This is a genomic window from Actinomycetota bacterium, assembly GCA_040757835.1.
Lineage (GTDB): Bacteria > Actinomycetota > Geothermincolia > Geothermincolales > RBG-13-55-18 > SURF-21.
This window is the reverse complement of sequence record JBFLWJ010000023.1, coordinates 19,844-46,222: the sequence shown is the minus strand read 5'-3', so window position 1 is coordinate 46,222 and position 26,379 is coordinate 19,844. Positions and strand designations below refer to the sequence as shown.

Sequence of the window (26,379 nt, the reverse complement as noted above, 5' to 3'; positions counted from 1 at the left end):
CTTCGCATTCCTCGGCGCCGAGGAATGCGGGGGGTACGGTTCCGTCGCCCTCGCCGAGGCCTTCGAGGCCAACGGGCTGCGCGACAGCGTGCGCATCATCAACATCGAGGGAATAGGGTCGGGGGAGGGGTACTACATGGACGTCTGGGACCTCAATTACAAGAAAAACCGCCCCACGGTGGAAGCGCTGGACGCGGCCGCGTCCCTCCTCGACGTGGTGCTCGAACTGGGGGGCGCCGACCCCGGCACATCCGCATCCACCTTCTTCCTCTATCACATGCCGGCCGTTACCTGCGACTGGTCATGGTTCGAGCGGGACGCGCATCCCGACTTCCACTCGCCCAGCGACACCCCGGACAGGATAAACCAGGAGGGACTGCTGCGGGTGACCCAGGTCGTGGCCGTGGCCGCCTGGAAACTGGCAGACTGAACCAACGTCGCTCAGATGCTGTGGCGCAGCACGCGCTGCCTCTCGCTCTCCTCCATGCGCTCGATCCACTTGAAGGCGTGGCGGATCTCCTCGCCGTCAGGCAGGTTCTCCTCGCGCTTCCAGGCGAGGTTGAGGAAGTCCAGGCCCTTCTTCTCCACAACTTCCTTACAGAACAGCTCACCGATCTGATATTGCTGCAGCTTGAGGTCGAACCCCAGCATCCTCTCGATGAAGCGCTCCGCACCCGTCTTGGAATCGCGGCGGTGGCGGAACGCGATGCTCATCTCCTTGAAGGAGGGGATGATCTCCTTGCCCACCAGGTCCATAATGAGGTTGCTGTAGCCCTCCACCAGGGACATGAAGGCCTGGATGCGCGAGAGGATCTCGCGCTGCTCGGGGTTGTGGACGACGGAGATCAGCCCCCCCTGGTTGATGATCTCGTTCAGCTTGCCCGAGTCGCGAAGTTCGTGGGGCCGCAGGCGCATGCCCATCTCCTCCAGGCGCACGGACACGCTGGCGAAATAGCTCTCCATCAGCGAGCGGAGATAGTCCCTGATCCAAGGGTTGGCCGCGAACTCGAAGGCGTGGGTGACCTCGTGCAGGGTGATCCACAGCCGGAAGTCCTCTGGTACCAGCCGCAGTTTGCCCTCCGCCTTGAGCAGGTTGGGATAGACGATGTACAGCTTGCCTCCGTCCTCGGGGCGGGGAAGGCCCAGGTCGAACTGGCCGAGCACGCCGCGCGCCAGGTATCCGATGACCATGCCGAGTTGCGCGGTGAGCAGGCCGCGCGTGAAACCGCGGCCCGCGCGCAAGGGGCGCTTCCTGCGCTCCTCCAGCCTCTGCAGGGTCTTGCCGTAGCTCTCCGCCAGGGGCTCGAAGATGAGCTGGAAGCTCGCCAGGTTCGCCTCAATCCAATCCGGCCGGTCAAAGACGAGCAGCGGGCCCACGGGGCCCCCGGGATCGAGGCGGGAATACTCCCTCACCAGCTCCTCGCTGCGCCCCATCATGGCCTCGAGTTCGCGCTGCACATCCTCCGTGGCCACCGGCGCCGGCCCCTCCGACTGCGCTACCAGGACCGCGATGGCGCGGGCCTGCTCCCAGTCGACCATGCCCTCTCGACCGCCGCTGAACGCCTGCCCCAGCGAGCGCGCCAGGGGCATCCTGCGTACGATCCCCTCCACGAACTGGTTGATGCCCCGCAGGCTGCGGTCCCAGGGGTTCTCCTTCTCTTCCGCCACCATCATGCATCGACCTCCCGCACGGGAGGTGGTGTGCCGCCGGCTTCTTTGTGCGGGTAGAACACGATATCTTTTCACTCCCTCTCGCCCTCGCTCGCGAACGGACTTAAGTTTAGCACAGTCAGGATACGGGGACCCTGAGCCCGTGCTGCCGGCTCATCCCGCCGCCGCTCCCGGGAAAAGGGCCTTTTCCCGGTACTTGGTTGATTCGCCATCGCCAATAGTGACCATATCTGCCTGCCACTAATACCATGGTATTAGTGGCAGGTTTAAATACTACCTGTGAGGAATGGCGCTCTCAGCTGCCGCTGATGTACTTTCTAATCGTGCCATGAACTTTGAAAAAGGCCCCAAGCGGACACCGGGGAAATAGTGCCTCAAAGAAACAGACGTCATGGGCGAGCCGGTAACAGCAATAGTCGCAGCCCCCTTAAGTAGACGCAGTAGCATTCCCCTAGCACCATCCGAAGCCGACTAGCCGAGACAGCCATCTACCCCATATGCAATCGAATGCAGCCCAGACGCACTACTTATCATGACCCTCGCCCATGACGTTTTTCACAACAACTATCGCAGTTTTTTCGCAGCAGACATCGCGGCAATAATCGCAGCATTTTCACCACATCATCGCAGCAGTATCGAAAACAGAGGTATCCCCTTAATCCCCATAGGAGTCCGCATTAGCGGAAGGTCCCGTCCCCCCTGCGGGACCTTTTCCGTTTTCCCTCGGCTTTCCGCCTCCCCCCGCGCATACGTCCGTGCAGAGGAAAATACTGTTGCGCCGCGAAAGGCACTTGAGTAACCTTTTGGAGAAGGAGGTGGAGAGCAATGCCTGGAGGAGACGATTGTCCCGTCTGCGGCTTGCCGCGCTCCCTCAACCGCAAGCTGGTCTGGACCACCGACGGAGGCATCTATTTCCAGGCCAGGCGATCGGAACGGCTCATCTTCCTCGAGGAAGAGGACATAGGTGCCCTGCTGGAAGAGGGCGTGAAGCTCCACGGCGACAAGCTCCTCGAGACCCTGCGCGAGCGGCGCCGCGCATTCACCCGCGAGGAGGTCGCGTCCCAGATAACTGGCCTGCGCCGTATCCTGCTGCGCCACTGGCCGCTGGCCAGGCGCATGGTCAGGTCCTCCTTCCTCGAAGCCGCCTTCTTCGGCTGCGGTAACATCGTCATCACCCGGCTGAAGCCGCGCAAGGAGTTGGTGGTCAAGGCCCGCCATCCCTACCACCCCCACCTCATGGCCGGGGACATATGGGGGTTCTGGGAGGGGTTCTTCGGGGTGGAAGCCCTGCTCTCGCTGAGCCCCGCATCGGAACACGAGTGGGATATCACCGTAAGGACGGCGGAAAGGAAGCGCCGGAGGGTCACCCGCGAGAAGACCCCCCGCCGCCCCAAGCGCGATTACAGCCTGGAGGTGTGCGAGAAGTGCCACCTCCCCCTCTTTCCCTGGCAGCTGCGGTGGGATGCCGAGCTGGGCACCATCTACGAAGCGGGTACCCACCGGCACATGATGGTCACCTCGGCGGCCGGGTGGCAGCAGGTGATCGACGAGGTCAATGGGGGCGGGGAGAGCGTCTTCCCTCCCGCGGTGGGAGCTGCCCTGGCCGCCGCGTCGGCGGCGGAATACCGCCAGCTCAAGGGCGACAACTACAAGACCGCTTACCGCCATTTCTTCCTCAGCCTCCCCTTCCTGGGATGGGGAAAACCGGCCAGGGTGACGCGCAGGCCTTTCCTCATCGAGGCGGAGATCGAGGGAGTGCCGTTCCCGCAGCTCCTGGCCTGGAAGATCGCCGGCGTCTTCGAGGCCCTGGAGCGCGAGCCTGCGGACATCAAGCACCTCAAGATAAGAGACGGTACCTGGAAGTATCTCATCGGCCCGCGCCTGGACGGGGTCTTTCTGGAGATCCGGCGCATGCTGCCCGAGGAGGGACGCTTTTTTCTACCGTTCTGAGGGGGGAAAGATGGACGAGATCATCCATGTCGCGGGACCGGTCGAGAACTGCTACCTGGTCAGGGGAGAGCACTGCTATCTAGTGGACACCATGAACCCCAGGGCCCGCGCCAGGCTGGACAGGGCCATGGGCGCAAACGGGGTAAGGCCCCGGGACCTCACCCACATCCTCGTCACCCACTATCACTTCGACCACACCGGCAGCCTGGCGGACCTTAAGGGTGCGAGCGGGGCGGTGATCGTCGCGGGGGCCGCCGACGTCCCCTATATCCAGGGCGAAGTCCCCCCACAGGCCGGGAGCGACCTCAACCGCATAGGCCGCCTGCTGCGAAGACTGCCGGAGTCCTGGATCAAGAGCTACCAGAAATGCGACGCGGCGGAGGTGGATGTTGCCCTTACCGGCGGAGAGGTCCTGGAGGAACTGGGGCTGGAGGTCATCGCGCTCCCCGGCCACACCAGGGGCGGCATGGGGTTTCTGGACCGCCCCAACCGCCGCTGTTTCGTCGGGGACATGGTCTCCAATTACTTCGGGCGCGTCGGCCCTCCTACCATCTCCGCCAGTTACAGCCTGGAGGAGATAGAGGCCAGCATGCGCGAACTGGTCGAGCTTGACCTTGACTACATGTACCCGGGACACGGCAGGATCATCGGTCCGGGTGCTTCCGGTCTGGTGGCCGCATTCATAAAGAAGCGGTTCGGCTGAGAGGGCCTCGCGGCGGCGCTCAGATCGCGGGTTTGTCCGGCTTGATGCTCTCCCTGTCCTTGAGCACCACGCCCCTCTCCAGCGCCCACAGGACGGCATTGGTGCGGTCCACCACCCCGATCTTGCGGAAGATGTTGCGGATGTGGACCTTGACCGTGTGCTCGCTGATGAAGAGGATGTCGGCTATCTGGCGGTTGCTGTAGCCGCGGGTCATGAGCTTGATGACGTCCACCTCGCGCTGGGACAGCTCCTCGAGCCCCTCCTCCTTCTTCTTCCTGCGGGCGGAGGGTTCGGTGATCTCCTCGATGAGCTTGCGCGCCACGGAGGTCGAGATGAGGGATTCGCCCTTGGCCGCCGCGCGCACCGCTTTTACCAGCTCCTCCTTGGCCGCGTCCTTGATCACGTAGCCTATGGCGCCGGCCTTGATGGCCTGTTTCGCCAGCTGCTCGTCGTCGTACACGGTCAGGGTGATGGCCTCGATCTCCGGGTAAACCGATTTCACGCTCCTTATGAGCTCGATGCCGTTCATCCCCGGGAGCTGGATATCCACGATGATCACATCAACCGGAAACCTGACGATCTTTTCCAGGGCCTCCTCGGCGCTGCGGGCCACGGTGACGATCTTTATTCCGCCCTGCTTCTCCAGGATACGGATGAGCCCCTCGAGCACCACCTCGTGGTCGTCGACGAGCATGACGTTGATGGGCGGGTTTCCTTCTGCGGTCATCTTCCTCCGCCTCCCGCGATGGTCGGTATCCTCACCGTGATGCGCGTGCCCATGCCCGGCAGCGATCTTATTGCCAGCTCCCCTCCCAGCAGCTCCACCCGCTCCCGCATCGCCAGCAACCCAAGATGCTCTCCACTCTCCTGCTCGGCCGCCAGGGCTTGCGGGTCGAAGCCGATGCCGTCGTCCTCCACGATGAGGATGAGGTCGCCCTGTTGGGCCTCCGTCCTGATCTTGACGGATTCCGCCCTGGAATGCTTGCGCACGTTGGTCAGCTCCTCCTGCAGGATGCGGAAGATGGCGAGTTCCACCGAGGTGGGTATGGACTCCAGGCCCTTGAGGTCGACGGTGGTGCTGATGGCGTACTCCTCCTCGAACTGCTCCGCGTAGCGGGTCAGGGTCTCCCGTAACCCCAGGATATCCAGGGAAGTCGGCCTGAGATTGGCCATTATCTCGCGCAGCTCGCGCAGGCACTGCTTCGCGCGCTGCTGCACCTCCTCGATCTCGTCCACGGCCAGGCGCGGGTCTTCTTTGAGAAAATCCAGGGCAAAGCCCGCCGTGTAGATGATCTTCAGGAGGGACTGTGCCACGGAATCGTGCAGCTCCCGCGCGATGCGCGCCCTCTCCTCCTCGTGGGCGGTGTTGACGCGCGACATAAGATGGTCCATGACCCTGCGTTTCGCCCCCACCTCGCGGTAGAGGCGGGTGTTCTCCAGGGCCAGGCCCACCGTATCGGCATACAGGGACAGGGTCTCCAGGTCCCTTTCCCCTATCTCCGGTCTTCGTGTGTCGCTCTCTATGTATAGCAATCCCTGCGGGGAACCGGAGGGATTGACGGGGACGAGCACGAACTTTGACCCGGTCTCCGGGGCGATGAAGGCTACACGTTCACCGGCCTGCGCATGCGCGGTCTTCACCGCCGCTCCGAAGAACGCCTGCGCCTCGATGCTCCCGGACATGGGAGAGATGGGGTATTGCCGCTTCTCCTCCAGCACCCTCTCGCCCCAGGTGGGATCGAGGCGGTCCATGGCCGCGAGCGGGATGAGCATCTCGTGCTCGTAGATGAAGAAGACGGCGCGGCGGTATGCAAGCACACCGCAGGCGCCCTCGACCAGCGATTGCACCAGCACCTTGCGGTCCTGGGTCTTGCGGATGCGGTCGAGGAGGCCGTTGAAGTCCTTGACCGCCTCCTGGCGCTGCTTCATGTACGCGTGTGCCACTATGTTCGCGGCCACGAAGTTCGTCTCCCAGACTATCTCCGCGGCCTTCAGCTTCTCCTCCGGCGGGTAGCCGGCCTCGTCCCAGCAACGCTTGATCCATTTCCACGCGATCTCGCTTCCCACCTGAAAGGCGCGGAGGATGTCGACCAGCTCGAAGTCCTGCAGGTCCGCCCAGTCGATGTTCTCCACCCTGACCTCTCCCTCCTCCAGCTGGCGCAGGAGGACGAGACAGGCCCTGCGCCCGACCTTGCGCAGCATGGCGTGGGACTCCACCGGCAGCCGCATGAAGGAGGGGACGATGTTTAGCAGCCGCTGCACGATCTCCTCGACGATGTCCTCGAGGGAAGCCCGCATAAGCTCCAGGGCGTTGGAGAACATGGGGATCGAGCCACCAACCTTCAGATCACGTTCACTCACTCTACCGTGAAGTATATCAATTTCTGGTTGTTGTCCACGAAGGACTCCTGCGGCACCGGGTTGACCTTGATCTCTAGGATGTTGCGCACCCTTCCGGCGGTGGGGCGCAGGCCGCCTATCTGGACCTGCAGTGTCTCACCGGGAGCGAGGGTGGGGATGGTCTGCTCCTGCCGCACCGGGGCGGGATCGGTCTCCGTATACAAGCTGACCGTCACGACCACGTTCAGCTCGGCGCGGTTGCCCTGGTTCTCGATGCTGATGGTCAGGTTCAATTCCTCGGTCGGAGGCAGGCGGTGGATGGTCTCCCCGCCCTCCTCGTCCAGCGTCCCCTCGGGATCCAGGACCACCGTGCCGATGGCCACGCCATGTACCTCCGTCCCCCTGAGGGCGACCAGGAATGCCCGCACCCTCTCGTAAGCAGCCTGCTCCCAAGATGCCAGCCAGATGGAATCGCCGAGGGGGGCAATCTCCTGGACGCCGCTCTCGTCGAGGGCCTCGGTGACCGCCCGCTTATAGAAGCGGTAGTTGCCGTCCGAATACATTATCTCCTGCATGTCAGCGGCGATGCTCCTGGCATAGACCTCCAGGTCCATGGCCGTGAGCGAATTGATGAGGTCGGAACGGTAGGTCTTCATGGCGCGGTAGCGCTGTTCGAGGCAGATAAGCAGGGCGGCATGGGTCGTCTCCAGGCCCTTGGGGACCTCCAGCACCTCCGCCTGGTCCAGCAGTTCGAGACATGACTGCTCGATGCCCTTGAGCTGGTCGTTGAGGACATCCGGGTTCGCTATCAGCTGGGCCAGCGTCGAATGGATCGTGTACCAGCTCTGTCCGACGCTCGTCGAGGCATCGACCACGGGCCTGACCCGGTTGATGTACTCGGTCAGCGCCGAGGAGTCGACCTCCTCGCCGCCACCGCCGCAGGTCATGTTGAATATCCAGCATCCGAGCAGGAGGACCACCACGGCGATGATGATGGCCGGAGCGGGGTTCCTCCGCCGCTTGGAAAACCGGGGGGACCTTACCTGTGCATACAACCTGTTACCACTCCATCGCTCCGCTCGGACCGCCACCGCCACTCAAAGGTTTTTTCAATCTAACCTCTCCTCATTCCTTCGCATTGGACGCAGTGCGCCCCGTTATGGGGCCACGGCATGCCGCGCCCGCCTTGCAGCCGCGACGCGATGACGGTAATAAAGGGACGGCTCCAGAGCCGTCCCTTTTGCACCTGGTGGGCGAGGCGGGACTCGAACCCGCATGCCCATACGAGCACTGGACCCTGAACCCAGCGCGTCTACCAATTCCGCCACTCGCCCGGGATGACCTCGAACCCGTGTCCAGGCGGAGATTATTATACCAGAGTTTCGGCCTGCCCTGGGCGGATATGCTCCCCCAGCAAGGCCGGGCCGAAACGCCACACCGGCCGTCTCGGTATAGCCGAGGGAGAGCTTATCCCAGGGTCCACGCGACTCCTCGTCCGCCAGCGCCAGGAGTTCCTCGAGGGCGGGCGGCTCGCAGTCCGAGCTGCAGCAGATGTGGGCTGCGCTGGACTCCCGCGCGGCGAAGTATCCATCGAGATGGAAGCCGTTAGTCCGCATGTTCAAGGCTCCTGCACTCCGTGGAGACCCAGAACCCGCCAACATTATAACCGCTCGGCCATGAGCGGGTGTGCGGCGCCGCGGCTGCCGCCGGGACCTCGCCGCACCGGGGGCCAGTAAGGTCCCCTGCGATACGGAGGTGGGGTCGTGATATGCTGGGAACAGCCGAAGGGAGGATGAGATGGAGATCGCCAGGTTTCAGGAACTGATTGCCGGGATCTACCTGGAGAAGGACAGCAGGCGGGGCGCCTGGGGGACTTTCGGGTGGCTGGTCGAGGAGATGGGAGAACTCTCTCGCGCCATGCGGGACGGAGACCGCGGTTCCCTGCGCGAGGAGTTCGCCGATGTGTTCGCCTGGCTGGTAAGCCTGGCCAACCTGCACCGGGTAGACCTCGGGGAAGCGGTGATGAAATACTCCGGCGGCTGCCCGAAGTGCCGGGAAACGCCCTGCTCGTGCAGGGAGTGACCGGGAGGCGTGGTCAGGACGTCCCGCTCGGCCAGGCCTCGATGATGAAGCTGCCCTTCTCGCTGAGTTCCCACGCCACCTCGGCGTCCTTCCCCGTGGCCAGCTCGTAGATGCCTTTCATGACGCCGACGAGGAAGAGGTGCAGGCACGCGTTCTCTATCCGCAGGGTGAGACGGCCCCCGCTCCAGGTCATCTCCCGCAGGTTGCCCAGGCCCCGCAGCGCCAGGTGAGCGCGGAGCCCCTCCTCCGAGGAGGCCTCCTCGAGGGAATAGAAGTCCGTCTTGACGAAACGGCGCTGCGCCTCGATCACCGTCTCCGAGACGGTGTCGCCCAGCTCTTTCTCCAGCAGCTCGATGACCGCCTCAAGCGCTGCCGGACCCAGCATGGCCTTACGGTGACCGCTGGTCCGGCTCACCACCGTGCCGCTTCCCAGGTCCCACCGGTACGCGGACAGGTACTTCGGGCCCCCGCAGGCGGGGCATCTCTCTATCTCCAGGTCACCGGGCCTGTACGTGTAGCGTGTTCCGTTCAACTCCTCCTGGAGCTCAAGGGGATGGCTCGAGATGCTTGCGGTCACCTCGTAGACGTCCGGTGCCACCTCCCTGTAGCTCATCTTCACCTCGCGCGGGTCGATGGCATTCACCGCCCCCGCCATGTCGCCGCAGAAGAGCGGCAGGGAATAAGGGTTCTCCACGCGATAGGTGATGTAATCGTTCCTGCCGTGGATGCGGCGGACAACCCCGAGCCTGATCCTGCCGTAGCCCATGACGCCGCCGAGCCTGCTCACGTGGTACGCGACCAGCCTGACTCCGACCAGCCTCACTATGCTCTTGACCCCGGTGAGCAGCAGGTGGTCGATGAAGTCCAGGGTCGCCTTGCGCTTGGCCTCTATGAGGAGGTGTTCGATGGAGTGGCCGATGATCTCCTCGAGATTTCGGTAGGTGGCGTTGATGTTCTCACATTCGATGAAGATCATGCGGTGATGCGGGTTCTTCCTCTGCACGATGGTGCCGTTGCCAAGCCAGCGGTGCTCCCTGACCAGCTTCTTTGGTGCCCCACACCGCTTGCACAATCCATTTTCGGACATCTGTGCTGCCTCTGTTCGTTTCCTGACAGTTCTCTTTCCCGCGCCGCGCCTCACCGCCGCATAATAACTATCGACGCCATGCGAAAGCTACTGAACATGGTCCGTGCGAAACGGAGGGGCGTGACAGGAGCGGTGTCTAGCGGGTCCTCCATGAGGACATACTGCAGGGGCCGGCCCGTCCGGGGGGGCGCAGCCCGATATGCGCCCGGCGTCTCAAGCGGTGGAACGTACCTCAACCGTTAGGTCTCCGTCGTCCGCTGTTTCCCACTCCACGGCGCTGTCGCGACCGGTTACCAGCTCGAAAATACCCTGTACCAGGCCTACCAGGACCGGGACCAGGCAGGGGTTTTCCAGCTCGAAGCGGATGCCGTCCTGCCTCCAGGCTATCTCTCTCAGGTTGCCCATGCCGCGCAGGGCGAGGGCCTCGCGCAGGCTCTCCTGGGACCTGGCCTCCTCTATGGAATAGAAGCCGGCGCGAACGAAGCGGCGCTGGGCTTCCACGACCACCCGTGGGATGGTATCTCCGAGTTCCTTCTCCAGCTCATCGATGACGGCATCGAGAGAGGCCGGTCCGATGGCTATCATGCGGTGGCCACTGGACCGGCTGACGATCACGCCACGGTCGGTGTGCCACTTGTAGTTGGAGAGAGGCTGGGGACCGCCACAGCCGGGACAGGGTTCGAACTCGATATCGCCCGGCTTACGCGCATACTCCCTCGTCTGCAACCTCTCCTGCAACTCGAGGGGATGTGGGGTGATATTGCCGGTGATCATATATTCATCGGGCCCGACCAGCTCGCTGGTGACCCCGACCTCGCGGCGGTCAACGGCGTTGAAGGTGCCGACGATATCCCCGCCGAAGAGCGGGACGGAATATAGCTCCCTGCAGCGTATGGCCACGTAGTCTCCCTTGCCGTGCACTCGGCGGATGGAATCCAGCCTGACGTTGCCGAACCCCATCACCATGGCCAGGCCGGTCACGTTGTTCACCACCGGCCTCACCCCGACCACCCTAACTATGGCCTTTACCACGCCGGGCAGCATGTGATCTACAAAATCGAAGGTCGCTCTGCGCTTGGCCTCTATGACGATGCGCTCTATGGACATGCCGATGATCTCCTCGACTCCCCGGAAAGTCGACTGGATGTTCTCGTTCTCGATGAAGATCATGCGGTGGTCGGGGTTCTCGCGCTGCACGATGGTGCCGTTGTCGAGCCAGGCGTGCTCTCTTACGAAGCGCCTGGGGACGCCGCATTCCTTACACAGCTTTATCTTGCTCATATGACCCCCTTTTTATGGATATGGCCCCCCTTATTATCATCAAGGGACGCTACCGGGCACTTCTTCGCCAGGCATCCTTATTCCTTCTATCGACATGGTATATCTTTACTTAATAAACAAGCCGCCCGCCCGGGTGTCGTCTATACAAACCCCTCGGCCCGGGACGTCGCGGCGTTCGGGCTTCACCGTCTGCGCAACCGTGCATAGAGGCAGCAGATAAGCAAGCCTCCCGCTCGGGTGTCGCCTATATAAACCCCCCTTCCCGAGATCCGGGAGTCGATCCGAAGCGAGACCGAGCATAGAGATGGTGTAAGTTAAGTACCCCGCTCGGGTGTCGCCTATATAAACCCCTCAGCCCGGGACGTCGCGGCGTTCGGGCTCCTCCATCTGTGTAACCACCAGCCCGAGAACTACCAGGTCGGTCTCCGCGAGGCTTTGCGAGCGGGACCGTTACCTGGAGGCTCGGGCCGGATATACGCCTTAGCCCGAACGCCTATACGCCCCGGGTAATCAATAATAGATCCAATCGAAGCGGGAGCGCCGGTCAGCCCAATCCGCGAAGCGCTCCAGCAGCGGGCGCCGCCATCCCCAGGGCAACCGCTCCGCCTCGATGAGCGCGTCCAGCGCCCTCGCCAAGGCTTCGCCGCCCCTGCCGCCCTCGTAGAGGCGGGAATAGAGCTCGGTCAGGGGGTAGAACTTCTCCTTTACGAAGGCATATGCGGGCGCCCGGAAAGCCGGGCTGTCCAGGGCGCTTCGGCCGTCGAAGATGGTATCCACGTGGCGCCCGGAGAGATATCCTTTCTCCTCGCAATAGGAGTACAGGCGGGTGTTGGGGTAGGGATGGTAGGTGGATACCTGCATGCAGTGGGGGCGCGCGCGGGCGTTTATCTTGATGGAGTCCAGGAGGGCCGGCAGGTCCTCGTCCGGCAGCGAGGTCATATTGGTGGAGACGGTCTTGATACCGTACTCCCTGCACAGGTGGAAGGCACGCACGATATCGTCATTGGACATGTGGCGCCGCAGCACTCTGCCCCTTATCTCTTCGTTGCCGCTCTCTATGCCCATGCATATGACCGAGCAGCCGGCCTCCGCGAAGAGCCTCACCGTCTCCTCGTCCAGCACGTTCACGCGCGAGTTGCAGATGAAGGGCAGATCCACCTCGGCGCGGTAGCGCGTGGCCAGTTCCCGGAACCACTCGCGGTCGACGGTGAGGATATCGTCGTCGAAGCGGATGTAGCGCAGCTTTCCCCCGTGGTCGGCCGCGATTATCTCGTGTACCTCGCGCATGACGTTCTCAACGCTGCGGAAGCGCACGTATCTCTTGCGGTTTGGATAGATGCTGCGCTGCACGTGGTTGGAACAGTAGGTGCAGCTGTAGGGGCAACCCCGGGAGGCCATGAGCGTCCCGCGTTCGTGCTGCTGTTCGCAGAAATCGTCCGGGTCGAAGACGTCCCGGTCGGGAAAGGGCAGGGTGTCCAGGTCCTCCACGAGTGGGCGCACCGGGTTGCGCCTGATGTCTTTTCCGGCGCGCACCCACACGGAAGCGATACGTGAGGGGTCGCGGCCCTCCTCCAGGGCTGCGCAGAGTTCGGCCAGGGCTTCCTCTCCCTCGCCCAGGCAGACAGCGTCCAGGGGGGCCTCATCCAGCGCGCCCCGGGGATCGAGGGTGGGGTGGGCCCCGCCGCATATGGTAAATATATCCATTTCAGACCTGATCCACTCCAGCCACTTGCGCACGTGGGGGAACATGTGCGTGGTACTGGAGACGGCCAGGAGGTCCGGCGCCTCCCGTGCTACCCGGCCCAACAGCTCGTCGCGGGCGGGGGGACGCACCAGGTGGATGAGGGAGGTGCGGTGTCCCTCCTGTTTCAGGTAAGCCGAGAGATATCCTATCCCCAGGTAGATACGGCCCTCGGGCAGAAAGCGCTCCTCGTCATACGCGAAATAGTCCGGGTAGAGGAAGGTGATCTTGAGCCCCAAGTCCTCCCTCCTTACGGCGGATAGTCGGAGCGCCGGCAGTTCATGAGGAAACGCCCCATCTTGTCCCCCAGGGCATGGAGCCTGGAGGTGGTGAAGAGAAGGGGGTTGACGAAGTAGGGGTTGTTGCCGTAACGGATGGCCAGGGTCCCCTGGCGGAAGTAGCGGCGGTAGTAGCGGTCCAGGATTTGGGAGTAACCGTCCAGGACGCCCTCATCGCCGCCGTGCATGGCCGCGGCCAGGGTCTCTCCCGCCCACCGCCCGCTCTCCAGCGCATAGGTGATCCCCTCGCCGCTGATGGGGTTGGTGAGGGAGGCCGCGTCTCCCACCAGCAGTACGTTGAGGTGCCTGGGGAAGGAGCCGCCCATGCCCACCCTCAGCAGGGCCCCACGCAGCCGGCCCAGGGGCTCTGCGTCGCGCAGCTTGGCGGCGGCATGGCGGGTGCGCTTCTGGAAGTCGTCGAATACGCGGTTGAGGTTTATCCTGCGCTTGCTGCGCGCGTAGAGCATGAAGCCCACCCCGACATTGGCCGTGGCTTCATCGACGGGAAAGATCCACCCGCAGCTCGGCATGATGGCGTCCTCGGGGTAGATCTCCAGGTAGTCGGAGATATCGCGCACACCGTTCATGTAGCACCTCACGGACACACCCAAGTACAGGGGGTCGTCGCGAAGAAGGCCCAGTTCCCTGCCGATGAGCGATGAGGGCCCGTCGGCGCCCACTATGAATCGGCCCTCCAGCTCGATCCTCTCGCCGCCGCGTTCGGCGGTGACGCCGGGCACGCGCCCGCCGCGGTGCGGCAGGACTCCGGTCACCCGGCAGTCCGGCATGAACTCGGCGCCCAGCGCGCGGGCCCTTGCGAGCAAGATGCTGTCGAGGTCGCGGCGGGGGACGACGTAACCGTGGTCGGGATAGCGGCTCCCCATGGGGTAGAGCACCTCGGTAAGCCCGCCGTGCGTGGCGTAGAAACGTATGCCCCGGGTGCGCTTGAAACGTCCCTCCAGCTCCTCGCGCAGGCCGAGACGGTAGAGGGCGTGCACCGCCCGGGGGGCGATACCGTCTCCGCAGGTCTTGTCCCGGGGAAACGTCTCCTTGTCCACGAGGAGTACGCGGAAGCCCCGCTCCGCCAGGGCGCAGGCGGTGGAGCTGCCGCCAGGGCCGGCGCCGACGATGACCGCGTCATAGCGCTCTTTCATGGCGTCGATTATAGCACGGGGCATGCGGGCGGAAGGCGGTACGTCAGGGCGCGCGGCCGATGAAGATGCGCACGGTGTAGCCGGCATCGACCATGGCCCCGGGCAGGGGGACCTGGTCGACGACCCTTCCCACCTCTGTGGGGTCGGTGGTGTCCTGGGGGATGGTCTGAAAACTGAGGCCCGCCGCTGTGAGGATGTCCTTGGCGTCCTCCTCCAGCTCGCCCCTGACCTCCGGGACCTCCACCGCCGCGGGCCCGCTGCTCACCCAGATGGTGACGACGCTGCCCTCCAGCGCCCTCTGATTGGCGAGGGGGCTCTGGCGGATGATGTACCCCTCGTCCACCTCCGAGTTCGCTTCCTCCACCACCTCCACCTGGAAGCCGGCGCCCCGCAGCTCTTCCTCGGCGTCCTCCCGCGCCTCCCCCACGACGTCGGGCACGGCGACTTTCTTCTGCTCCACCCCCACCTCCAGCTTCACGCTGGTGCTGGGGGTGATCAACTGCCCGCCGCTGGGGTCCTGGGAGAGGACGATGTTGGTCTCGTCCTCGTCGTCTGTGGGCACGTTCTGGATCTCGATGACGGAGATGCCCAAAGCCTTCAGGGTGTTCTCGGCCTCGGTGCGGGACAGGCCTTCGACATCGGGCATCCTCAATTCCCGGCTCACCGTGATGTTGACCGGCTCGCCCTCGGCGAGTATGGTCCCCCATTCCGGGTCCTGGGAGATGACCACGCCGGCTTCCTCTCCCTCCTCCTCGATGTACTGGTCTTCCACCTCGCCCAGCTTCAACCCCAGGCCCTCCAGGGTGCCGATGGCCTGCTGCTCGGTCATCCCCTGCAGGTTAGGCACCTCGACCTTGCCGCCCCCGCCCCCCAGGACCAGCGCCAGGACGATGCCGGTGGTTATGAGGGCGGCGGCGATACCCCCCACGATCCAGGGCCACTTGCGGCTGCCCAGCGCCGCGGGGGCGGCCACCGCCGCTGCGCCGTAGGCGGCGTCCGGCAGGAGGGGTGTCGCGGAAACCGGCATACCCTCCAGGAAGCGGAGGAGGTCGGCCTTCATCTCCTGGGCGTTCTGGAAACGGTTGGCGGGGTTCTTCGACATGGCCTTCATCACGATGGCCTCGAGGGTCGTGGGGATCTCGGGGTCAACGACCGTGGGGGGCATGGGGTCTTCCCTTACCTGCTTGTAGGTGATGGTCACCGGGTTGGGGTCGTCGAAGGGCACCTGGCCGGTGAGCATCTCGTAGAGGACGATGCCCAGGGAGTAGATGTCCGATCTCCCGTCCACTGCCAGGCCCTGGGCCTGCTCGGGCGAGATATACTGGGGCGTGCCCATGACCATGCCCGTCTGGGTGATGCCCCCGCCGTTACCCTCGCGGGCGATGCCGAAATCCATCACCTTGACCTGCCCGATGTTGGTGATGAAGATGTTATGGGGCTTGATGTCGCGGTGCACCAGGTTGCCGCGGTGCGCGAACTGCAGCGCGGCGCACACCTCGGCCGCGATCTCCGCCGCCCGCTCGGGCAGCAGGCGGCCCTCGGTGCGCAGGATCTCCTTGAGGTCCCTGCCCTCCACGTACTCCATGACGATGTAGTAGAGGTCGCCCTCGTTTCCCCAGTCGTAGATGTTCACGATGTTGGGGTGGTTGAGGTTCGCCGCCGACTGGGCTTCCTGGCGGAACCTCTGGATGAAGGCCGGATCGGCGGCGTACTGCGCGTGCAGCAGTTTGACGGCGACTTCCCGGCCGAGGAGCTGGTCGTCGGCGAGGTACACGTCGGCCATCCCTCCGCTGCCCAGTTTCTCCTTCAGGCGATAGCGCTGGTTGAAGACCTTTCCCAGCATCGGACCCCCTTCAATTCGCTGACGCCCGTCGTGCCCGAGGCCGGCGGTCCTCCACCTCCGCGCCCCCCCTCCGGCCGCGGCGCGGCGCCGGGGTGTCCCGGCAAGCGGCGGCACGGTGTTCCGCGGTCCTGGTATCGGCCTCGGTCATCGGGTCATCCGAATACTTCAATAGGCTCCGCTACAACTCCTCCCATGCGGCCAGACCGGCCGCTGGACAATATTTTGAAGTCGGACGCGGGAGCATGGTTCCCGCGCCAGGGCCGGGCGGTCACTGGCCAGTGCCGCCTCCGCTGACCACCAGGTCAACGGAGTCCCCGCTGGAGAGTTTCGATCCATAGGGGGGGTCTGTCTCCACCACACGGTTGTCGCTGTATCCCGGCACATCGCGGTAGACCACCTCTCCCACCTTGAAACCGCGGCTCTCCAGCACCACCCGTGCGTCGTTAAGGCTGAGACCGATGAGGTTGGGGACGGTCAACGGTCCCAAGCTCTCCAACACCCTGATCACGGTCTTCCTGTTGACCATCACTCCCACTTCCGGGTCCTGGGAGATGACGTAGTTGGCCTTGATGTCCACATCGTATTCCTGTCCTACCACCAGCACCCCGAGGTCGCGCTCGCCCGCCACCTTAGCCGCCTCCTCGGTGCTCATGTTCACCAGGTTGGGGACCTCCACCTTGCTCCCGGTGATCACCGAGGAGAGGATCCAGACGCCCACGCATATCGCCAGCACGACCAGCAGGGCCACACCCGTCCAGACCTGCCAGCGCTTGAAGTGGGGTATGGGTATGTGGGCTGGGACCGCCGCCTGCTCCGTCTCCAGGGTCCCCGGGGGGGCCTCGGCGGGCACGGTCTCCGAGATGGCCACCATGGGCTGCTCCTCGCGCAGGGTGGACACCGTCTCCCGCATCATCTCCCGTGCGGAAGGAAAGCCGCCGCTCCCCTGGGAATCCAGGCAGTTCTGGACCAGCCGCTGTACGCGCGCGGGTACCTGCGCATCCCATTTCAGCTTTCCGCTCCTGATATCTTCCGTGGCCTCCGTTTTACCCCTGCCGGTGAGGGAGCGGTAAAGGAGGTAACCCAGGTCCTGGATGTCCCTCCGCGCATCCTGGGAGATGGGGTGCGTGCTCGCGCCGCCCCCCAGCAGCAGGGGGAAACCGGCATCGCTGACCTTGACCTTGCGGCCCCGGAAGATGAACACGTGCCTTTCGTCCAGGGAACCGTGCACCACTCCCTGCTCCTGGAGATAGGCCAGGAGCTTTCCCATCTCCAGCGCGAAATACAGCGTCCCCACGGGTTTCATCCTCTTGCCCGCTTCCAGCAGCTCCTGCAGCGTCTTCTCCTCGACGATCTCCATGGCCACGAAAGGGCGCCCTTCCTCGATGCCGTAATCGAAGACCTTGACCAGCGAGGGATGGCTCAGGCGGGTGGCGCGGTGGGCGGCGGCGCGGAAGGCATCGCAGAAATCACGGTCGGACAGCAGGTGCGGCAGGGGCAGCTTGACCGCCACCTCCTTCTCCTCGAGTAGATCGAAAGCCCGGAAGACCTCGACGGTCCTTCCCACGGCGATCCTCTCGTCGAGGCGGTACCGCCTCCTCAGTACCTTGCCCTTCCAATCCATCAACCGGTCCATCGCTCCTCCCGTCGAATGGCCATGAACGGCCCCGCGGCCTTGCGACCCTGCCGATACCATAAGGATAATGGCTGCCGGGGCATAGGTATATCTTGGGGTCAGTCCATCGCATTTGCAACATCCCGTTTGACCCGGCGCCCGCCGGCGACGGCGGCAAGGGCCGGCAGGGACCACGGCAAGGAATCGCCCAGCACGACACCCTGGTTATTGAGCTTGAACCCGATGGGTAAAAAACCGCATAATAGGTTACGATGTCTTCGGTCGATCATGTCGGCACAAGCTGGTTTCACACGGTCCGGTAATGGCAGGCAGCCCTGCTGCAGGAAGGGGGAAAGATGAGCGACATCTACGCGGAAAAGCCATGGTTGAAGCACTACGACGAGCACTGTCCGCCCACGCTGGAGTACGAGGATAAGACGTTTGCCGAGAAGTTCCGGGAGATCGTCGAGAAGTATCCCGAAAAGACAGCCCTCATCTACATGGAGAACAACATCAGCTTCCGGCAGATGGACATGTACTCCAACCAGCTGGCCGCCTACCTCATCAAGATAGGCGTGAAGCCCGACGACGTGGTGGGGCTGTGCATGCCGAACATACCGGCGCATTACATAAGCGTCGTCGCGGTGCAGAAGGCGGGAGCGGTATCCACCGGCTTGAGCCCCCTGCTTACTCCCACCGAGATGGAGCACCAGCTCAACGACTCCGGCGCCAAGGTGGTCATCACCGTGGACCTGCTCTACGGCATCGTGGCGCAGGCGGCCGACAAGTGCGAGTTCACCACCATCATCTATTCCGAGATAGCCGACTTCCTGCCGGGGATCAAGGAGAAGCTGGCCAAGGCCTACATCCGGCAGACCACCCTGGGCAAGCTCCTGAAGAAGGTAAAGAAGCTCGACGCGAAACTCAGTGCCATCCCCACGGCGGAGGTGAAGCCCATCAAGGGAAAGACGGTGATCAGCTTCATGGACGCCCTCAAGGGAATGCCCTCCGACCGCGTCGAGGTCAAGAGGGGGATGGACGACCTCATCTTCCTCATGTACACGGGTGGGACCACGGGGCCTTCCAAGGGTGCCATGCTCACCCAGCGCAGCTACATGTCCAACCGGCTGCAGACCCTCACCTACCTGGACCTGAAACCCGATACCGTTGCTCTCTCCGCCTTCCCGCTCTTTCACATCGCCGGGCTCGCCCTGGGCGGCTTCTCCATGACCAACGGCTCAACCCAGATCGTCGTGCCCAACCCCAGGGACACCCATTTCATCATCGAAGCCATGGAGAAATACAAGCCCAACATCGTCGTCAACGTCCCCACCGTCTTCTTCGAGCTGATGAAGACGGAGGAGTTCAAGACCCTGGACAAGAGCAACCTCAGGTTCTGCCTCAGCGCGGCTGCGCCCTTCCCGCCCGAGAACATCAAGGAACTGGAGAGCGTCATCGGGCCTAACTTCATCGAGCTCTACGGCATGACCGAGACTTCCCCGGTCACCTGCTGTAACCCCCGCTACGGTACCAAGAAAGCCTCTTCCATCGGCATGCCGCTCCCCGACACGGAGTTCAAGCTCGTCGATCCCGAGACCGGGCAGCTGGCGGCGCTGGGGGACCCGGGCGAGATGGCCATCCGGGGGCCACAGCTCATGAGGGGCTACTACAACCAGCCCGAGGAGACGGCCAACGCCATCCGTGACGGCTGGATGTTCACAGGCGACGTGGCCCGCATGGACGAGGACGGGTACTTCTACATCGTGGACCGCGTCAAGGACATGGTAATCGTATCCGGCTTCAAGGTCTTCACCCGCGAGCTCGACGACGTGCTGGTCAAACACCCCGACGTGGATATGGCCGCCTCCATCGGCGTGCCTGATCCCGCCCGCCCGGGGTCGGAGCGCGTCGCGGCCGCCCTGGTGCTCAAGCCCGGTGTGGACAGGAGCGACGCCAAGAAAGAGGAGATCATCGCCTACCTGCGCGAGAACGTCGCGCCCTACAAGGTACCCAAGGTCATCGAGTTCATGGACCAGCTCCCCACCAGCGGAGTGGGCAAGATCCTCAAGCGCGAGCTCAGGGACGTCATGAAGGCGGAGTTCGACAAGCAGGTGGGTTCGGAGTAACGACGCAGCAACAATGGGCCGTGGGCATCCGCCCGCGGCCTTTTTCTCATTCGAGGGCGGCCCCGATGACCTCGCCGGCGATGGGCGCCGCCACGTCGCCGCCGGCCCCGGCGTTCTCCACCACCACCGCCACCACCAGGGTGGGGTTCTCCGCCGGCGCGATGCCTATGAACCAGGCATGGGGCTGCCTGCCCGCCACCTCGGCCGTCCCCGTCTTCCCGGCCACGGTGACCCCGGGCACCGCCGCCCCCGCGCCCGTGCCGTCCTCGACCACGTGGACCATCATCTCCAGGACCTGGCTGGCCGTCTCGGCGGAGATGGGAGACCTCCACTCATCGGCATCGAAGCGCTCGAGGATATCGTCGCCCAGGCGCACGTCCTTCATGAGGTGGGGGAGCATGATCTCTCCTCCGTTGGCGATGGCGCAGCCCGCCAGGCAGAGCTGCAGGGGGGTCATGAGTAACCGGCCTTGCCCGGCGCCCGTCCACGCCAGTTCCACCTCGTCCATCTCGCCCGGCTGGGGGATGAAGGCCGGGGAGACCGCCGGGTAGTCCAGGGGAGGGGCGCCGTTCATCCCGAAGCGCTCCGCGTAGCTCACCAGCGTGGGGGCCCCCATCGCCAGGGCCAGTTGGGCGAAGTAGGTGTTGACGGAGAAGGTGAGGGCATAGTCCATGTCCATCACCCCATTAGGCGAGCCGGCGTAGTTGACCACGCTGGACCCGCCGACAAAGTACTCGGGGGGGCAGTCGTACTCGGTGCTCACCGGGATGCCGGAGTCCACGCCAGCCGCGGCCGTGAACACCTTGAAGCTGGAACCCGGCGTGAACAGCCCCATGCTGGCGCGGTTGAGCAGCGGGCTTGCGGGGTCCTGCGCGTAAGCGCGCATGATTGCGTCCGCCGCGAGGTTGCCCTCGGCATCGAGACCCTGGCTCACCAGGGCGTTGGGATCGAAGGTAGGCCAGGAATACATGGCCAGGACGGCACCGGTCTTGGGGTCCATGGCGATCACGGCCCCCTTGTTCGGGCCCAGTGCCTCCGCGGCCACCGCCTGCAGTTCCGAGTCAATGGTCAAGGTGATGTCGTTTCCCTTCTCCAGGTCGGAGGTCATCTCCAAGGCCCATCCCCGTGCCGGTCTGCGGCCCAGCAGGTACTGGTTGTAGTACTCCTCCAGGCCGGTCCTGCCGAACTGCGGGCTGTCATAACCCACGACGTGGGAGAGCAGGCTGCCGGCTGCGTAGCTGCGCCGGTACTCGAACGGCCCCTCCGCCGGCACGCTCTCCGCCACCACCAGGCCGTCCGCGGTCACGATGCGGCCGCGGGCGATGCCGTACTCCTCGATGAGCCGCCGCGTGTTGGCGGGGTTCCCCACCAGGTCATCCTGGCCGAAGACCTGCAGGAAGCTGAGGGTTATCACCAGCACCACGGCCAGGACTATAAAGACGGTGCCCAGTCTCCTGATGCTGCCCTGCATCTCCCTACCTCCCCCACTCCGGCGTCGCCGCGGGGTCGCCATCCGGCACCCCGGCAAGGGCGGGGGCCTCACCCGCGCCTTCCCGCCGCACCCTGGCCGCCCTTCTTATAACGGCGGCCGACTCGCGGGGCGGGGCGGAGATACAGAGCAACAGCCCCAGGAGGAGGAAGTTGCTCACCAGCGAGCTCCCTCCGTAGCTCACGAAGGGCAGGGTGATGCCGGTCAGCGGCACCAGGCGGATGTTGCCGCCCATGATGATGAAAGACTGCAGAGCGATGATGGCGGTCAGGCCCACCGCAAGCAGCTTACCGAAATCGTTATCGCTGCGCATGGCGATATACAGTCCCCTGATGATGAGCAGGAGGTAGATGAGCACGAGTGCCGCCGCCCCGAACAGACCCAGCTCCTCGCCCGCCGCGGCGTAGATGAAGTCGGTCTCCACGAAGGGGATGATGTCCGGGTAGCCACGCCCCAGCCCGGTTCCGGACAGCCCGCCCTCGGCGAAGGCGAAGAGGGACTGCGCCATCTGGTAGCTCTCGTCCTCGATGGTCTCGGGATTTAGGGGATCGAGCCAGGTGTCCACCCTCTCCTGCACGTGCGAGAAGGCGAAGAAGGTGAACGTCGCCCCCAGGATGAAGAGGACGACGCCCACGAGCACGAAGGATACCCGCGCCGTGGCCACGTAGAGCACGGCCAGAAAGATGCCGAAGAAGAGCAGGGAGGACCCCAGGTCTCTCTGGAAGATGAGCAGGAGGAGGGATAGGGCCCACATGGTCAGCAGGGGCCCCAGGTCGCGCAGGCGGGGCAGGGTGATACCCGCGACGGAACGCCCGGCCGCGGTTATAAGCTCTTTCTTGTCGGCAAGATAGGCGGCGAAGAAGACTGCCAGCAGTATCTTCGCCAGCTCGGAGGGCTGGAAGCGCAGGGGCCCCAGCACGATCCACAGGCGCGCCCCGTTGACCTCTTTGCCCAGGACCATGGTGGACAGCAACAGGACCAGCCCCACCACGGCCAGGGTATATCGGTACCTCGCGAGAACGCGGTAGTCCCTCAGCGCGGCGACGAGGACCACCATCGCGGCCAACCCCACGCCGAGCCAGATCACCTGCAGGCGCGCCATGTGTTCGTCGAGACGGAAGAGCAGGGTCAGGCCCACGTAGCAGAGCACCGAGGCCAGCGGCAGGAGGTAATGGTCGGCTTGCGGACGGAACAGGCGCAGCAGCAAGTGGGCGACGAAGAACATGGCCACCATGAGCACCGGGTAGAGGACGTTCCCCGCCACCACGCGCCCTTCCCTCGCCAGGTCCAGCGAGGCCCACCCCACGAAGGGGATGGCCGCGGCCGCGGCCAGCAGTATCATCTCCTTCCAGCGCGGTTGCAACGTCAAGGCAGTCAAACCCCGTTATGGTCAGAGGGGCCGAGGTCTGGTTCAGCCATGAGAGGCCTGTCCTTTAACGCGGCCCGACAGCCTGCTCCACCATGTCCGCTTCGCGGCTGCGCCGGTGACGGCGGCGGTCTCCACCTCGCCTTCGAGGTGGACCACGATCACGGTGGTATTGTCCATGCCGCCCCTGGTATTGGCCGCCTCCACGAGCCTTCGGCAGCCCTCCTCCGGCTCCGCCTCCCCGGAGATGATGGACTCGATCTCCGCGTCCTCGAGCATGCCCGACAGGCCATCGCTGCACAGCAGCAGCCTGTCGCCGGGCACGGCGTCCACGGTATCCAGGTCGATCTCCAGCTCCCGCTCGACGCCGAGGGCACGCAGGATGACGTTTCTCTGGGGATGGGTGCGCGCGTCCCGCGGCGAGAGGTGGCCCTCGTCCACCATGCGTTCCACCAGCGAGTGATCCCTGGTCATGGGGCGCATCCGCCCCTCCCTCCAGATATAGGCGCGGCTGTCACCGACGTGGCCCAGGAAAAGGCCCCCCTCGACCAGGACCACGGTAAAGGTGGTGCCCATCCCCTCCAGGTCGCGGTCCTCGTCGGCCATGCGATAGAGAGCATCGTTGGCGGCCCGCATGCCTCCACGCAGGCGCCCAAGGGGCTCTTCCCCGCGGTGCTGCGCCTCGAAGCCCAGGAACTCCTTGATGGCCGCCGCGCTCGCCACTTCCCCGGCACGGTGTCCGCCCATGCCATCGGCGACGATGAAGATACGCCCGTCCGCATGGTAGCTGTCCTCGTTGTTCTCTCGCACTCTGCCCGTGTCCGAGAGTGCCGCGTAACGCACTTCCTACCTCCTGAACTCCATCACGGTACGGCCGATCTTGATGCGATCACCGCTCCTCAGCTCCGTGGGATAATGGATGCGCCTGCCGTTTATATAGGTTCCGTTCGTGCTGCCTAGGTCCTCAACGTAATAGCTTCCCTGCGCCCGGTAGATCTTGGAGTGCAGGTTGGAGGCGAACTCGTCGTCGATGGAGACCGCGCACTCCGGGGCGCGGCCTATGGTGACCTCGCCCTCGAGGTCCCAGCCAGCCTGCCTCCTCCGCCCCGTCTCGCTTACCACCACCAGCTTCGCTTTGCGCCCTCCGCGCGGCGGCCGCGCGGAAGCCCTGGCGGCCGCGGGCCGCGTCGCCGCGGGCTTGAGTTCGTTGTAGGCGGTCCTGGCCACGATGAGGACGAAGACGTAGAGCAACGCCAGGAACACGAACCTCAGCGACACATATACGATCTCCGGCAACGTGCGCTCCTTTCCCCTTGCGGCCCCACCGTCCTCCTCCGGCCGGGCCGCGGATCGCGGTTTAAGCCGCGCGGCGGCCGGGGTCAGGGCCCCCGCGGGCCGGGGACGATACCGAAACGCAACTCGGTCTCGCCTATGAGCAGCGTATCCCCGTCCTGGAGCAGCCTCTCACTCACCCTGCGCCCCCTTACCCGGGTCCCGTTGGTGCTTCCCAGGTCCCTGACCACGTACCCGGCTGGCACACGCTCGATCTCGGCATGAAAACGCGAGGCGCGCGGGTCGGCCAGCACCAGCTCGTTCCCCTCCGCCCTGCCGATGCGGATACGGTCCATATCGATGTCCAGGCTGCTCCCGGCCTTCTCTCCGCTGATCACCGTCAATACTCCCAGGACAGCACCTGGGGCCTCCCCGCTCTCCGCGGCCGCCGCCGCCTGCGGGAGTCCCGCCGGCTCGTCCAGGGACGCCGTTACCGTGAACTCCCCCTCACGCAGAGAGGGGTCGCGCTCAAACTCCACCCGTGGTCGCGTGAGGAGGTGGTAATCCCTCTGGTTGGTCTGGGTGATCACCAGCGCCTCCATCTCCGCCGCCAGGCTGGATGCCACCCCGGCAAGCCGGTCATGGTCCGGGGGGCTGAGGCCGACCACGAAACGGTTCGGCGCCATGACCCCGCTTACTCCCAGTACCTTCGCGTCATCGATCTCCCTGATCAGCCTGCGTGCTATCTCCAGTGGGTGCACACCGCCCTTGAAGACCTTGGTGAAAGGCTGCTCGAACAGCCTCTCCAGGCGCTTCTCGAACCTGCGCAGCGGACCCATCACTCCATCTCCATGATGGTATCCTCGATATCCGCCATGCGCATGGGAAACCTGAAGGCCTCGACGACCGCCAACAGGTAGGAAAGGGCGAAGAGCGCGGCACTGCGCTTGATGTCGCCGCTGAAAAGGTAATAGAAGTTCGCCAGCACCGAGGTCGTGCTGGTGCCCACCCCCAGGAGGCCGAACACTCCCTCGGCATAAGACCAGGCCTTCTCGCGGTCGCCCACATGAGGGAATACCTTCCAGAGACGACGGTAGAGGTAGAAGCTGAAGAAGGCCCATATGGCCAGGCCTGCCGCGCCCAGGCACGCCGCGGCGATTGTCAGCACGCCCTGCGTCACCTCGGCCTGTTCCATCGCCCATGGTGAGAGATACAGCACGACCACGAAGGCCAGGAGAACCGAAGGGATACCCAGCGCGATAAGGCAGAGCCTCTTGAATACGGCTTTTCCTTCCTTGCTCATTATCTCTTCACGCTGCTCCTCTGGGCTGGATAGGTTGCGGGGGGTTCCTGCTCAAGAGCATTATACCAGCCCGCAAACCCGTGTTAAAAACACCCTGAGCGCTGCCGATACTTTATATGGCCGGAGGTCGGGCCGGTGGACGTTTTCCTGTATCCCGCAGCTGTCCGGTAATATACTAGGGTTTGAGGGAGTCCTGCGGTAGAGGAAAAGGCATCAGGCTATAGAAGTTATTGTGAAAGCGGACCTTAATATTTGGCTTGGAGGTGGCCGTAATGGAATGTCCTTTCCACGCTGGAAATGAAGCCATCACAGCCTGCGTACAGTGCGAGACGCCGATATGCCCCCTTTGCGCCTCGGAGACGAATCAGATCCATCTCTGTCTCAACTGCTACCACGCACGGGTGAACGAGCTGTCGGCGGGGCTGAGCAGCGCTTCCACGCGCCTCGCGAAGGAACGCCAGAAGGGAGAGGCCAGGGCGCTAGCAGCCCGCAAGAAGAAGGGCAAAGAGCAGCCGGCCCCGGCGGCCAAGCCAGCTTTTGCCATGGGGGCTTCGGAGGCGATCTGGGAGAAGGAGGAGGTAGCGCCGGTAGCTCCCGGGGAGATGGCGCCGCCGGTCGAGGCCGCGCCACCGCAGGAAGGGGGTTTCCCCGTGGCCGGGGCCGTGGCGGCCGCGGCGGCAGGAGCCGGGGCTGCCGTGGCCGCGCAGCAGGCGCTGAGCAAGAAAGACCTGGCGCGCATGCAGAAGGAGGAGGCAAAGCGCCAGAAGGAAGAGGCCCGGCGCCTCAAGGAGGAGGAGAAGGCCGCCAAGAAGGTGAAGGGAGCGCCGGAGGTGGCGCCGCCGCCGGTCGAGCAACTGGTAGCTCCGGCGCAGGAGCAGCAGGCGCTGAGCAAGAAAGACCTGGCGCGCATGCAGAAGGAGGAGGCAAAGCGCCAGAAGGAAGAGGCCCGGCGCTTCAAGGAGGAGGAGAAGGCCGCCAAGAAGGTGAAGGGAGCGCCGGAGGTGGCGCCGCCGCCGGTTGCCGCGCCCGAGCCCGCGCCCTTCTTCGAACCTACACCCGAACCGCCGACTTTTGCTCCACC

At 64.4% G+C, this 26,379-nt stretch carries 22 protein-coding genes and 1 tRNA gene; 6 read left to right on the top strand and 17 right to left on the bottom strand.

The window, feature by feature from the left end; genetic code table 11:
• Positions 1-430: M28 family peptidase (locus tag AB1384_14225; GenBank protein ID MEW6555429.1), on the top strand; the 430-nt coding region annotated here is incomplete at its 5' end.
• Positions 431-441: 11 nt separating this feature from the next.
• Here the strand turns inward: AB1384_14225 and AB1384_14220 are convergent.
• Positions 442-1,674, bottom strand: a complete 1,233-nt coding sequence (locus tag AB1384_14220; GenBank protein MEW6555428.1) for a zinc-dependent metalloprotease — start codon at positions 1,672-1,674, stop codon at positions 442-444.
• A gap of 822 nt (positions 1,675-2,496) precedes the next feature.
• Between AB1384_14220 and AB1384_14215 the strand changes: the two genes are divergently transcribed.
• Both AB1384_14215 and AB1384_14210 read left to right on the top strand, forming a co-directional pair.
• The gene (locus tag AB1384_14215) at positions 2,497-3,621 is read left to right on the top strand and encodes a hypothetical protein (GenBank protein MEW6555427.1); all 1,125 of its coding nucleotides are present in this window, start codon (positions 2,497-2,499) and stop codon (positions 3,619-3,621) included.
• A gap of 10 nt (positions 3,622-3,631) precedes the next feature.
• Entirely contained in the window at positions 3,632-4,324 is a 693-nt protein-coding gene (locus AB1384_14210; GenBank protein MEW6555426.1) for an MBL fold metallo-hydrolase, read from the top strand.
• Positions 4,325-4,343: 19 nt separating this feature from the next.
• On the opposite strand, the gene AB1384_14205 is transcribed toward AB1384_14210, so the two are convergent.
• From AB1384_14205 to AB1384_14190, 4 genes are all read right to left on the bottom strand, one after another.
• Positions 4,344-5,051: a response regulator transcription factor gene (locus AB1384_14205; protein ID MEW6555425.1), complete on the bottom strand. Its 708-nt coding sequence runs from the start codon at positions 5,049-5,051 to the stop codon at positions 4,344-4,346.
• Entirely contained in the window at positions 5,048-6,646 is a 1,599-nt protein-coding gene (locus tag AB1384_14200) for a GAF domain-containing sensor histidine kinase (GenBank protein ID MEW6555424.1), read from the bottom strand. Before AB1384_14200 ends, AB1384_14205 begins: the two co-directional genes overlap by 4 nt.
• Positions 6,647-6,681: 35 nt before the next feature.
• On the bottom strand, positions 6,682-7,719 hold the full coding sequence (locus tag AB1384_14195; GenBank protein MEW6555423.1) for a hypothetical protein: 1,038 nt from the start codon (positions 7,717-7,719) through the stop codon (positions 6,682-6,684).
• Between the two features lie 192 nt (positions 7,720-7,911).
• Positions 7,912-7,998: transfer RNA gene (locus tag AB1384_14190), tRNA-Leu, on the bottom strand.
• Between the two features lie 463 nt (positions 7,999-8,461).
• On the opposite strand from AB1384_14190, the gene AB1384_14185 reads away from it, so the two are divergent.
• Positions 8,462-8,746 carry a MazG nucleotide pyrophosphohydrolase domain-containing protein gene (locus AB1384_14185; protein MEW6555422.1) on the top strand — a complete coding sequence of 95 codons (285 nt, stop codon included), beginning with the start codon at positions 8,462-8,464 and terminating at the stop codon, positions 8,744-8,746.
• A 13-nt stretch (positions 8,747-8,759) separates the two neighbouring features.
• Here AB1384_14185 and AB1384_14180 read toward each other — a convergent pair whose 3' ends face one another.
• From AB1384_14180 to AB1384_14155, 6 genes are all read right to left on the bottom strand, one after another.
• Positions 8,760-9,833, bottom strand: coding sequence for a hypothetical protein (locus AB1384_14180; GenBank protein MEW6555421.1), 1,074 nt, complete (start codon positions 9,831-9,833; stop codon positions 8,760-8,762).
• Positions 9,834-10,046: 213 nt separating this feature from the next.
• Positions 10,047-11,114: a hypothetical protein gene (locus AB1384_14175; protein ID MEW6555420.1), complete on the bottom strand. Its 1,068-nt coding sequence runs from the start codon at positions 11,112-11,114 to the stop codon at positions 10,047-10,049.
• Between the two features lie 510 nt (positions 11,115-11,624).
• Entirely contained in the window at positions 11,625-13,094 is a 1,470-nt protein-coding gene (locus AB1384_14170) for a radical SAM protein (protein MEW6555419.1), read from the bottom strand.
• An 11-nt stretch (positions 13,095-13,105) separates the two neighbouring features.
• Positions 13,106-14,287: a geranylgeranyl reductase family protein gene (locus AB1384_14165; protein MEW6555418.1), complete on the bottom strand. Its 1,182-nt coding sequence runs from the start codon at positions 14,285-14,287 to the stop codon at positions 13,106-13,108.
• A gap of 43 nt (positions 14,288-14,330) precedes the next feature.
• The gene (locus AB1384_14160; GenBank protein ID MEW6555417.1) at positions 14,331-16,130 is read right to left on the bottom strand and encodes a PASTA domain-containing protein; all 1,800 of its coding nucleotides are present in this window, start codon (positions 16,128-16,130) and stop codon (positions 14,331-14,333) included.
• Positions 16,131-16,398: 268 nt separating this feature from the next.
• Positions 16,399-17,763: a PASTA domain-containing protein gene (locus tag AB1384_14155; protein MEW6555416.1), complete on the bottom strand. Its 1,365-nt coding sequence runs from the start codon at positions 17,761-17,763 to the stop codon at positions 16,399-16,401.
• 335 nt (positions 17,764-18,098) lie between these two features.
• Between AB1384_14155 and AB1384_14150 the strand changes: the two genes are divergently transcribed.
• Positions 18,099-19,868, top strand: a complete 1,770-nt coding sequence (locus AB1384_14150; protein ID MEW6555415.1) for an AMP-binding protein — start codon at positions 18,099-18,101, stop codon at positions 19,866-19,868.
• A gap of 46 nt (positions 19,869-19,914) precedes the next feature.
• On the opposite strand, the gene AB1384_14145 is transcribed toward AB1384_14150, so the two are convergent.
• From AB1384_14145 to AB1384_14120, 6 genes are all read right to left on the bottom strand, one after another.
• Positions 19,915-21,339: a penicillin-binding transpeptidase domain-containing protein gene (locus tag AB1384_14145; protein ID MEW6555414.1), complete on the bottom strand. Its 1,425-nt coding sequence runs from the start codon at positions 21,337-21,339 to the stop codon at positions 19,915-19,917.
• Between the two features lie 4 nt (positions 21,340-21,343).
• The gene (locus AB1384_14140) at positions 21,344-22,699 is read right to left on the bottom strand and encodes an FtsW/RodA/SpoVE family cell cycle protein (protein ID MEW6555413.1); all 1,356 of its coding nucleotides are present in this window, start codon (positions 22,697-22,699) and stop codon (positions 21,344-21,346) included.
• Positions 22,700-22,768: 69 nt separating this feature from the next.
• Positions 22,769-23,566, bottom strand: a complete 798-nt coding sequence (locus AB1384_14135; GenBank protein ID MEW6555412.1) for a Stp1/IreP family PP2C-type Ser/Thr phosphatase — start codon at positions 23,564-23,566, stop codon at positions 22,769-22,771.
• A 3-nt stretch (positions 23,567-23,569) separates the two neighbouring features.
• On the bottom strand, positions 23,570-24,019 hold the full coding sequence (locus AB1384_14130) for an FHA domain-containing protein (GenBank protein MEW6555411.1): 450 nt from the start codon (positions 24,017-24,019) through the stop codon (positions 23,570-23,572).
• Positions 24,020-24,102: 83 nt separating this feature from the next.
• Positions 24,103-24,834, bottom strand: a complete 732-nt coding sequence (locus tag AB1384_14125) for a DUF3662 and FHA domain-containing protein (protein MEW6555410.1) — start codon at positions 24,832-24,834, stop codon at positions 24,103-24,105.
• On the bottom strand, positions 24,834-25,298 hold the full coding sequence (locus AB1384_14120; GenBank protein ID MEW6555409.1) for a hypothetical protein: 465 nt from the start codon (positions 25,296-25,298) through the stop codon (positions 24,834-24,836). The genes AB1384_14125 and AB1384_14120 overlap by 1 nt, the downstream gene beginning before the upstream one ends.
• A 272-nt stretch (positions 25,299-25,570) precedes the next feature.
• On the opposite strand from AB1384_14120, the gene AB1384_14115 reads away from it, so the two are divergent.
• A partial coding sequence (locus AB1384_14115) for a hypothetical protein (protein ID MEW6555408.1) occupies positions 25,571-26,379 on the top strand: 809 nt, incomplete at its 3' end.